Origin of the sequence: Herpetosiphon sp. (assembly GCF_003512625.1) — a bacterium.
GTDB lineage: Bacteria > Chloroflexota > Chloroflexia > Chloroflexales > Herpetosiphonaceae > Herpetosiphon > Herpetosiphon aurantiacus.
The window spans coordinates 1-10591 of the sequence record NZ_DOPT01000041.1 but is presented as its reverse complement, the minus strand read 5'-3'; the positions used below and the strand labels follow the sequence as shown (position 1 = coordinate 10591).

The window sequence follows — 10591 nt, the reverse complement described above, 5'->3', positions numbered from 1 at the left end:
ACTGAGCCAGCCATAGAAACCAATGCGAATGGCGATAGTGTACTCACCCAACATTTCGAACGCGCCCGTTTCGAGTGGCATCCCAACCAACCTGATCAATTCAAAGTGCTGCTTGGCTTAGTCGGCAAAGAATCGCAAAAATTAGTCTATGGCGCAAGTGCCGATCCATCAAAATTGACCTTGGTTGGCGATACGCTCTTTTTCACCGCCGACGATGGCGTGCATGGCCGTGAATTATGGACAAGCGACGGCACCGAGGTTGGCACACGCTTGGTCAAAGATCTGAGCGTTGGCACTGAGTGGGGTGGAATTTATGAATTAGCCGCTGTCAATCAGGGCGTTATTTTTGCCGTCAACAAGCAGGATAAGGACTATCAATTATGGTATAGCGATGGCATTGAAGCTGGCACACGCTTAATCAAAAGCTTTGTTCCAAACGCTAAGATCAACAATCTCAAATCATTAGGCAACGGGATCATCTTTTGGGCAAATGATGCAGTTCATGGGATTGAACCATGGTATAGCAACGGCACTGAAGCTGGTACATATTTGCTGAGTGATATCAACCCAGGCCTTGCAGATTCAGCAGTTTCCAACAATTATGGATCTTATTGGGTTGACTATGCCCCCATCGCGGGAGGTATGGCCTTTTTTGCCCAAAATAACCAAATTGGCAATCAAATCTGGTGGACAGATGGCAGCATTGCCAACACTCGCCAAATCAGCAATTTAGCAATCTCATTTGGTATGCTTGAGCTAGAAGTGTTAGATCAGCAACATTTGATCGCAACAGCCTATCAAAATACAACGATGGGGGTTTGGAATATAACGCTTGCTACTGGCGAACAGCAACTATTAGCCAGCTATCCTGCAATTGCCACAACCCGTAATCCAGCATCAGCTATACAACTAACCCAAGCTGGTGGAAAGGTCTATTACCTTAGCAAAACCCAAGCAGGCGAGCTTAGCCTATGGCAAACTAATGGCCAAGCCGATCAAACCATCCAACCCAATCTGCAAGGCTACAACGCCGAACATATCGTAGCTGCAAACGATCAATTGTATATGCGACTGACTAATCCTCAAGGCATTCAGGCTGGCTGGTGGTATTTCGATTCAAGCCAAGGGTTGACTCAACTAACGCCATTACCACTGCATATCCATGCCGCGAACAATCGCCTATTGGGATGGGAATCGATCGCTGGAGGATTACGGTTCTATAGCACTAATGGGCCAAATCAAGCCCTACGCTATCGTAGCTCAGTTATGGGCAAGCAGACATACTTCCCTGATACGACCAATGATCGATTTTTCGCCATCCCTAGTTTTCAGTATGGCACGGAGCTATGGTCTAACGATGGCAGCACCCTGCGGATGGTCAAAGATATTCAGCCATAAATGCTTCGCCCAATAAACTTCAACACTCCACTTGTAGCTACAGGTGGAGTTGTTTTATACTCAGCAGCTTTTCAGTTTGAGTTCAGCTTATAAGTAGATTCAAAGTCGTTTACCAGCCAAGTTTCATCGTGATTCGTCAGCCAGTTCTCTATACTCAATCCATATTGATATGGAGGAATAATGATGAAACGTTGGATGTTATTCGTGCTGATGGTTGCAAGTTTGGGCTTGCCGCAAGCCAGCAGGGCCGCCGAACAACAATGTTTCGAGCAAACGGGCTTTTGTATCGAAGGCCGCTTCGCCGAATATTGGCAGCAAAATGGCGGCTTGCAGGTCTTTGGCTATCCACTGAGCAGCGCCCAAGATGGCTATAATCACGATAGTCAAAAAGCCTTTTTAACTCAGCAATTTGAGCGTGCTCGCTTTGAATTGCACCCTGAGTTTGCTGCACCCTACGATGTGCTACTTGGTCGTTTGGGCGATGATCTGCTGCGCTATCGCAATATTGATAGTCCAATGTTGCCACGCGAGGCTGGCGCAACATCAGGCTGTTTGTGGTTTGAAACAACTGGACACAACGTCTGTAACCAAGCCAATGGCCTCGGTTTTATGAGCTATTGGCAAAACCATGGCCTCAACGATCCCAAACTTGATGCCTTTGGCCGTTCATTGCAATTATTTGGCTACCCGCTGACTGAGCCAGCCATAGAAACCAACGCCAATGGTGATCGCGTGCTCACCCAATATTTCGAACGTGCCCGTTTCGAGTGGCATCCAACCCAGCCCGATCAATTTAAAGTGCTGCTAGGTTTAGTCGGCAAAGAATCGCTACAATTGCCCTATGGCGCAAGTGCTGAACCATTAGAATTGACCTTGGTTGGCGATACGCTCTTTTTCACCGCCGACGATGGCGTGCATGGCCGCGAATTATGGACAAGCGACGGCACCGAAGCTGGCACACGCTTAGTCAAGGATCTGAAAGTTGGCGCTGAATCAAATTGGCCATATCAACTAGCAGCAGCCAAGTACGGTGTCTTTTTCTTGCAATTGAACGAGACGGCCTATGAATTGTGGTTTAGCGATGGTAGCGCAGCGAATACCCGAATGGTTAAGTCAATTCAAGCTAATTCCAACCCATATATAACCAACTTGATCGCTTTAGGTGATGGCGTGCTCTTTTTCGCCAACGATGGGCTGAGTGGCCTTGAGCCATGGTATAGCGATGGCACCGCGGCTGGCACTCGTTTGCTCCGCGACATTAATCCAGGTGCAGGCCACTCAAATGTTGAAACTGGCTATAGCTATTTTTGGACAGAATATACGCCCATGGCGGGCGGAATGGCCTTCTTGGCGAGAAACGCTCAGGCGGGTGCACAAGTTTGGTGGACTGATGGAACTGAGGCAGGCACACGCCAAATCAGCAATTTTGCTGGTGAAATCCATAGTGTGTTTGAGTTAGAGCCTTTGGATGCCCAGCATTTGATCGTGGCAGCCAGCAATGAAGGCACATTCGGCATCTGGAAACTGAACATGAGCACTGGCGAGCAACAAAACTTGGCTACTTACCCGTGGATTACCGGCAGTATTCGTAATCCAATTCCGGCTTCGCAACTCACTCAGGTTAACGGCGAGGTATTTTATACGGTGATAAGCCAAGGCGTTGGCACAAGCCTCTGGCGCACCAATGGTCAAAAAGCCCAAGTAGTTGATTTAGCTGGCAAGAGTCCTTATCGCCTGCTAAGCGCCAATAATACATTCTATCTCCAGCTTTACCAAGGCACTGAACAGGCTGGCTGGTGGATACTGAATGCAGATGCCAGTTTGCGCCAATTCAGCTCACTCGACCTCATGCTTGCGGATACTGGCCAAGGCTTGATTGGCTGGGAATTGCTCAGCAATCGGGTGCGGGTTTACCGCAGCACCGCCGATTATCAAGCGATGCACTATCAAGGCTCAGTCTTGAGTCAATCCAGCTTTACCTTCTATCCATCAGATACGGCCAGTAATTCCCAACGCAGCTTTTTTAGCTTACCTGATCAGCAGCATGGCACTGAGCTTTGGGTCAGCGATGCTCAAGGCCTGCGCTTAGTCAAGGATATTCGGCCATAACTCAAAGCTGTGGCGCAGTATTCCCGATTGCGCCACAGCTTTATGCTTCAGCTCAAATCGCCAATTGAGCTTTGAGTTGACTCCATAACTCAAATACCGACACTTGACTCAACCCTGAAAACTGACCATCACCAACCTCAATCACGATCCAATCACCGTTGTGCAACTGCCCAATATAGACTGCAACAAATGGGGTTGCGACGCGACGGGCCGCCTCTAAGGCTAGCGTTTTGATCGAATAAACCTCGGCTGGATTAAGTGTCTGAGCAGCCGAGGTTTCATCCCAATAAAACCCATAGGCCAAAACCTGTTGACGATAGATAAACACTCGATACTCACGGCCTAGCGGAAATGCCTGATAGGCACTATCAATGGTTCGCAACTGAACCAAACGTCGTAAAATAACCCGCCCTCGCGATTGGGCTGGTTGGCTCAGCAGCTGTTGGCTAAGCCTATATAGTTCGACCATTGTCGTCGCAACGCAGGCTTGCCAACCCTGCTCTTTATTGGATTTAATTGCCCCTTTGACAAAGACTGGCAATCCTAGGCTAGCCACCGCTGTAGGTAATTGATCAAGCTCAGTAATGATGCAACTCTCAGGAGTAAGTTGCTCAAGCAGCGGGTAGAAACGATCAAATTCCATCGCTGTTTGGTATTGTTCAGGAGTGTTAATTAGCCAAATATTATGGGCTGATGCCGCCTGATACAGCGCCGTATACTGTGCTGGAGTAGGAATATAACCGACCCAAATCCCTATTTGAGGCTGGTCAAATGATGGAACATAGGCTAAAACATCGTCGATCACTTGCCATTGCGTAGGCTCCGATGGCAATGAATAAACCCGCAATCCAAGCATGCGGGCAGTTTCAGTAATTCGGTTCAATTCACGAGCATTCGTTGTGTGTTGATGCTGGACGGTTGCTTCACTCAGGACAACCACCATACCTGCTCCTTTGTTATTTATGTAGCCATTGGCCGATCACTTGCGACATGCCGGTAGTTTCTTCGGCAAAGCCAAGTTGCAGATAGAAGGTTTGCATATCGTCGGTAAATAAGCAAACGTGTTGGCCTTGCAAATCAGCTAGAATTTGCTTAACTAAATGGCTTGCAATGCCTTGGCGACGATAATCGCTGTGCGTCCAAACATCGACGATATAGCCGTTGCACACGCCATCGGATAAGGCGCGGGCTTTGCCGATAATCCGCTGGCCATCGAGTGCAAAGCAAACGCTATAGCTTGCAGCAAACGAACGTTGATATTGCTCAGGCGTGCGGCCATTGTCAAAATCATCGCCAGCAAGCTCAGCTTTTAATTGTACCCAGTCGATACCATCTAAATCACGTTTATATTCAATTGGCATAACAACTCCGTAATTGAGAGCATAGCAACGAGGGATAAGCGGCTACTTACAAGGGTAGGTTTTAGCCCCCTCACCCCCAACCCCTCTCCCACTGCGGCGGGCGAGGGGAGTTCCAATATTCAAATACGATAGTTCCCCCTCGCTCGCGTGCGGGAGAGGGGGCTAGGGGGTGAGGGTATGCGAATCGATTGTTAAAACCTACCCTTGTAAGATAAGTAGCTAGGGATCAGGGGGCAGGAATAACCATATCGTTGTGAATGCTTATCTCTGAACCCTGATTCCTGAACCCTGACCTCTGCTTCAGGGATACTGCGCCCAGCTTTGGTACAGTTGGCGGCCAAGCAAGCCCAACTGAATTTCGTAGGAAGTTCCGGCTAGCTCAGGATGGTGCTCAAAGCGATTGCGCTCGAAATATTGCACCAAAAAGCCCTTATTCTGCACTGGGTCGTATTCCCAAAAGGCCTCGCTCAACGGAAAGCCATAGATCGCAATCCCGCCGTTTTGCTCCCAATATTCTTTGAAGGGATAGCATAAACTATGGCCGGTTTCGACGAAATAACTACATTCGGCAGGCGGATTTTGGGCTGGCGGCAGGCCACGCCAATCAACGCCATTGCGTTCGAGTGAACGTACACCGAGTAGGCTAAGTTGGACGCGAAATTCAGGTCGATTATTGGGAAACAACTCGAAGCGGTTGCGCTCAAAATATTGCACAATCGTGGGAATTCGCCCAGCACCAGGCTCGGTTAATTCATCGGTCAAGGGCAGGCCAAAGCGAGCCAAGCCACCATTTTGCTCCCAATAGGTGCGGAAACCGCCGATAATTGAGTGTGGAGTTTCATCGAAGGTACGGCCAGTCCGGCTATAACCGCCATATTCAACCCAAATTGGCATACCCCGTTGATCAGGCTGGATTTTGACATTGCCAGTTTCGGTATTGATCACGCGCAGCAAGGTTCCATCGTAGGCTCGCACTTGCACATGGCTACAATCGCAGTGAATTTCAAGGTAGGGCGGTGATTGAGCTTCGTGCAGCCACCACAAAATATCCACCGAGCGATCGCCGTTGGTCCAGTGTTGCCAACCAAGCCCGCCATCGTAGGGCATCGCATAATTGGCTTGCCAACTCAGCCCGCCCAAGTTGTGGGTCAGGTGGTAGTAGGCGCTATAACTCGGCTTACGAATACGCTGATCATCAAAATTTAAGGGGTAGGTACGTCGCAACAAACCAAAATGAAATTGATTTTCAGTTGGATCATTGATCGGGCGGGTGTAATTGCTGTTATCGCCAGTATCGTTGCGAAAATCATACCAGAAGATTTTTTCAACCCCAGGATGGGTCATGGCCAGCAGATAGAAGCGTTGGAGCCAAGCTGCCTGCTCATCTTCGCTGACAATCCCATCGCTTTCGGTAGACCAACCAACCTCGGTATACCAAATCGGCTTATTGCCAAATTGCGCTAGCAGGGCATCGATTTCGGCAGCCTGTTCGCGGTAGGTTTGAGTACGATCGCGGCGTAGCACCGGCACTTCGGGTGCATCAGGACGATAAGGATGCAAGCCCAAAATATCAAACATTGGCCAAGCATCAAGCGCATACAAACGCTGGAGATAATCGGGAGTATCATAGGCAAATTCGGGAATTTCGCTCCAAATATCGGCCACCCCACCTAGCACAATTTTGGCCTCAGGATCAGCCGCCCGAATTGCAGCGCTGGCAGTTTGCAGCACCCGCACAAAATCCTCAACGTTGTAGAGGCCACTCTCATAGCCCGATGGCACCAGATTCGGCTCGTTCCAAACTTCCCAATATTTGATCTGCCCGCGATCACGGCCATAACGAGCGACGGTGGCATATACATAATCGCCCCAATCGCTGAGCCATTCTTCGGGGTGAGGGTTACGGCCCTTGAACCACGCAGGATTATAATCGAGCAAACCCAAAATACTGATGCCAGCCTCAGCTTGCAACTGAATCGCCCGATCATAATTATAAAAGCGCGAACTATCACCATCCCAACGAAAGGGACCATCAGGCTCAAACTGAACCTGATCCCACCAAATTTCTTCGCGGTTCCACTGAACACCAGCTTCACGCATCAAGCGAATCATCGTCGGCATTTCATCGGAGCGCACGCGATTGCCCAGCGACACGACCATGCCAAATGGCGTTGATTTATCACCCCATGGAATCTCGGCAGCAGCGGCGGGAGTAGCGGGGTTGGCTAGCAAAAACGGTGTGACGACGAGCACCAGCGCCAGCACCAGAGGGAGCAAGCGTTTGTGCATTGCAGTTTATCCCTTGTACAATCCATTGTTCATCTCAACGTTGCGTAGTGTACCATGGTTGCTTCGCTTTGCTGCTGATAAAAAGCTGAAAGATTGACAACCAAAGAACATAGAACATAGAGCATCGAACATAGTAGGGATTGGGGATCGGGGTGCAGGCTATGGGCTATTAGAGCAATAATCAAAATAATCTGTGCAATCTGTGGCTAAAAAATTAACCTTCGTGGATCAATCGCTTAACGCAGAGGCGCAGAGAATCAAGGGATGAGGGATGAAATTCCAACAGGATGAGCATCTGAGGTGTGTGGCATAGAGCAATAATCAAGATAATCTGGGCAATCTGTGGCTAAAAACTTAACCTTCGTGTCCTTTGTGCTCTTCGTGGATCAAAATAAGGTTCTTTGCGATCTTCGCGGTTTCTAGGTTACGGCTCGCTATAGCCCACAACGGCAATTTTCGCCGACTGAGGATCGCTGTTGAAAATCAAGGTAACGGTTTGCTCAGCGTGACCAGGTAGCAAATCCAGGGTGACATTGCTTTGCAGATCATCTAAACTGCCAACTATTTCAACCGCTGCTGCCGCCCGATCACCATCATTGTGCACGGTTAGATCGAGGTAAAATTGTTGCTCAACCTGACGCACTTGGCCCAGTTCAAGTCTGAATTGGGCAGGCTGATCACCCTCGGTCACCCAAAGCCAGCCAATCAAGCCAACTAAACAACTCAATAGCCCAATCGAGATAACCAGTGAAATCCATTCGGCAGTGCTGCGAGTTTCACGGCTCATACGGCTAATCTCCCTGCGGCCCCGCCAACCGTAGCAGGCAAGCCTAAAACAATTGTGTAATCGATCACTTGATGTAGCGATGTGCCAGCCCCAAGCTGGTTAAACACCCGCAGCGTTACTAAGGCAAACACCAGCGAGATAATGTATGAGGCAATTGTTTCGCTGAGCGGCGATTGAAATAAGCCGCGTTCACGTCTGCGCTGCTGATGATCACCAAACTCAGCTTGAAACACAATCACATATGAGATCAGCAACGAAGCCGCCATAATCAGCCATAACCACCATGGCGGCAATGATGCAGCAATCACGCCAACCTCATCGGTTGGGGCAATCGAAAGTCCAACCACCGTTGCCCCAAGCATCGTGCCGCCTGCATCAACCAAGGTTGCATGCCAAAATCTGCGTTGCTCAGCTTCCTGCTCATCATTAGCTTCACGCCGCAACAAACCATTGGCCATACCAACGCCAATCGCACAGGGCATAGTTTCCAAAACAATTTTGCCCAAAATCACATCGTAGGCCAGATCAAATGTAATTCGCTGCAAAATAATTAAGCTGAAACCAGCAACCAACGCGCCCAGTGCCAAGGCTTCGATACTATCAGTCAACGAACGACTCCACGTTTCGTCGCTATTTCGCCGAAAACCGGTAGCACGATTGAGCGCCACCAAGGCAACATAGGTTAAGCCAAGGTACAACAACATATGCAGCGGCGTGAGATCGCTGCCAATATCCCAAACTTCCATGGTATAGAGCAATGGAATGCCAAACAAAAACGCGCCAGCAATTCCATTCAGCAAATCATCGAATTCACGCCGCCACATAGTTCGTTCCTATTGTTGACGCTCGGCCAATTTTTGGTCGAAGCGTTGTTCAGCCGCCAAACGTTCTAAAGCATGCTCACCCAAATCGACAAATTGCATGCCTTCGATCAAACTTGGGTGGATTTTTTGTAGGGCCAAATACATTTGTTGAGCGATCGCCCGATAGCTGGGATGGCCCTGTGGCGCAGCTCGTAGCTCAATCAAATGGTAGGCTTCGCGTAAATTCAAACGAAAACGCCAACGAATGCGGTAGGCAAACGGCACCAAATATTGAGCGGCTGCCGGAAAATCGGCCTCGATCGCTTGAACTGCTGCTGCCGTTTGATCAAGTGCCGTGCAATAAGCAGCGGCAACCCCAGCGGCCTCAAGTTCAGGCGCAACCGCGTAGCCATGCACCACGCTATAACGCTGGCGTTCTTGGGTCAAAATCCGATGGCGTTGCAAATCGCGATATGCCCCAATATCGGCCAAGAAATCAAAGGTATAGTAGGTTTCCTCAAAGGCGCGGCCTGGGCGATGGAAGCGCGATCCACGTTCGCCAACATAGGCGCGAATAATTGCGCTGCGCTCTTCAGTTGGCAAATTTCGTGCCCAGCATTGTAAGGTTTCCAACGGTTGGTCGCTATGCGGATAAAGAATCGCCGCCACCACCTTGGCCTCAGCATCAGGATCAAATTCTACCAAGGTTACCGCTTGTAGATCGTTGCTTGTAGGAATTTCGGGCTGGAAGGCGGCTCCTGCTTGGCGCATGGTCGCGAGATATTGGCTATAGGCTGCGCCACGCTCAGTTTTGGCACGTTTCACAAACGAAGGAATTAATTGATCAAGCTCATGTTGCAAATTAACGCCAACGTTGCATACCTCACTATGCTCAGAGCTCGCCAATTTGGTCAACAAATATTCAAAAGCCCGCCCATTGCCAAACAAACCAACGTTGGTCAACGTCGCCATTGGCAACAAACCACGCAGCAAATCGAGAGCTTTGGCGCGAGTGGCACTAACATAGGCCCGTTCGCTGGTTTTGGCATCGCGTGGTGTGGCGCTTTGCACCCAGCGTTGCACAGGCTCAATTAATACTCGATAGGTATCAAACAACTGATCAAGCGTTTGTTCATAGAGCGTGGCATGGGGCGATTGCATAAGCTCAGCCACCCGATGGTAGCGATATTTGCCCGCCACTTGGCGATCGAAGGGAACATAACGGGTCGATTTTTCAAGCGGATCGAGGCCCAAGCGACTATCTTCGAGTGCTTTGGCGACGATGTTGCTCACGCCTTCGCAGGCAACGTGCGCCCCGCCCAACTCGGCCACCGAATCATCGCCATATCCCAGCAACACCCGTTCGTAAAAAGCCTCGGCCTGTTTGGTTGCTACCAGTTGATCGTTGCCGTTAGCCGCAGCATGGCCAACAATCGCCTGAAAACCAGCCTCTGGCGCTTGAATAAACTCATCGAGCAGCATCCGCCGCAAGCTTTTGTCGCTACGGCTATAGCGCGAGAACAGCGCCCCTTTGACAACTTCAGGTAAGTTGCGCAAGCCAAAAATTGGCTGATCGAGATTAGTGACAAATGGCGCAAGAATCGCCTGCTCGTCAGCGGTAAATGTATCGCCCCAAGGGTCGTGCATTGAAGTTCTCCAATAATAGATTTTTTGTTTCAAACTTGGGTATTTTATCCTGAGATAGAAGAGTTAATTTTGGGGAATGGCTACTAGGGTGCATAGATCAAACTAGTTTTTATGTGGTTTAAGTGGCTATTATAGGATTTCAAGTGTTTCAAGCATTGATTCACCACCCTTCCGTCCCGCCTTGAGGCGGGACGGAA

8 protein-coding genes are annotated in these 10591 nt (G+C 49.5%); 2 read left to right on the top strand and 6 right to left on the bottom strand.

What is annotated here, in order from left to right:
* Both DEF47_RS09330 and DEF47_RS09325 read left to right on the top strand, forming a co-directional pair.
* Nucleotides 1-1398: ELWxxDGT repeat protein (locus DEF47_RS09330; RefSeq protein WP_287045100.1), on the top strand; the 1398-nt coding region annotated here is incomplete at its 5' end.
* A gap of 180 nt (nt 1399-1578) precedes the next feature.
* On the top strand, nt 1579-3507 hold the full coding sequence (locus tag DEF47_RS09325) for an ELWxxDGT repeat protein (protein WP_012191820.1): 1929 nt from the start codon (nt 1579-1581) through the stop codon (nt 3505-3507).
* A 52-nt stretch (nt 3508-3559) separates the two neighbouring features.
* Here DEF47_RS09325 and DEF47_RS09320 read toward each other — a convergent pair whose 3' ends face one another.
* The 6 genes from DEF47_RS09320 to DEF47_RS09295 all read right to left on the bottom strand — a co-directional run bounded on the left by DEF47_RS09320 (nt 3560) and on the right by DEF47_RS09295 (nt 10394).
* The gene (locus DEF47_RS09320) at nt 3560-4450 is read right to left on the bottom strand and encodes an ATP-grasp domain-containing protein (protein WP_012191821.1); all 891 of its coding nucleotides are present in this window, start codon (nt 4448-4450) and stop codon (nt 3560-3562) included.
* A gap of 13 nt (nt 4451-4463) precedes the next feature.
* Complete coding sequence (locus DEF47_RS09315; RefSeq protein ID WP_012191822.1) at nt 4464-4868, bottom strand: GNAT family N-acetyltransferase; 405 nt, start codon at nt 4866-4868, stop codon at nt 4464-4466.
* Between the two features lie 300 nt (nt 4869-5168).
* Nucleotides 5169-7157 (bottom strand): cellulase family glycosylhydrolase, encoded by a 1989-nt coding sequence (locus DEF47_RS09310; protein WP_012191823.1) that lies wholly within the window; start codon nt 7155-7157, stop codon nt 5169-5171.
* Between the two features lie 424 nt (nt 7158-7581).
* Nucleotides 7582-7944 carry a hypothetical protein gene (locus DEF47_RS09305; RefSeq protein ID WP_012191824.1) on the bottom strand — a complete coding sequence of 121 codons (363 nt, stop codon included), beginning with the start codon at nt 7942-7944 and terminating at the stop codon, nt 7582-7584.
* Nucleotides 7941-8768 carry a TIGR02587 family membrane protein gene (locus DEF47_RS09300; protein WP_012191825.1) on the bottom strand — a complete coding sequence of 276 codons (828 nt, stop codon included), beginning with the start codon at nt 8766-8768 and terminating at the stop codon, nt 7941-7943. Before DEF47_RS09300 ends, DEF47_RS09305 begins: the two co-directional genes overlap by 4 nt.
* A 9-nt stretch (nt 8769-8777) precedes the next feature.
* Nucleotides 8778-10394, bottom strand: coding sequence for an FAD-dependent thymidylate synthase (locus DEF47_RS09295; protein ID WP_012191826.1), 1617 nt, complete (start codon nt 10392-10394; stop codon nt 8778-8780).
* Nucleotides 10395-10591 lie beyond the last annotated feature (197 nt).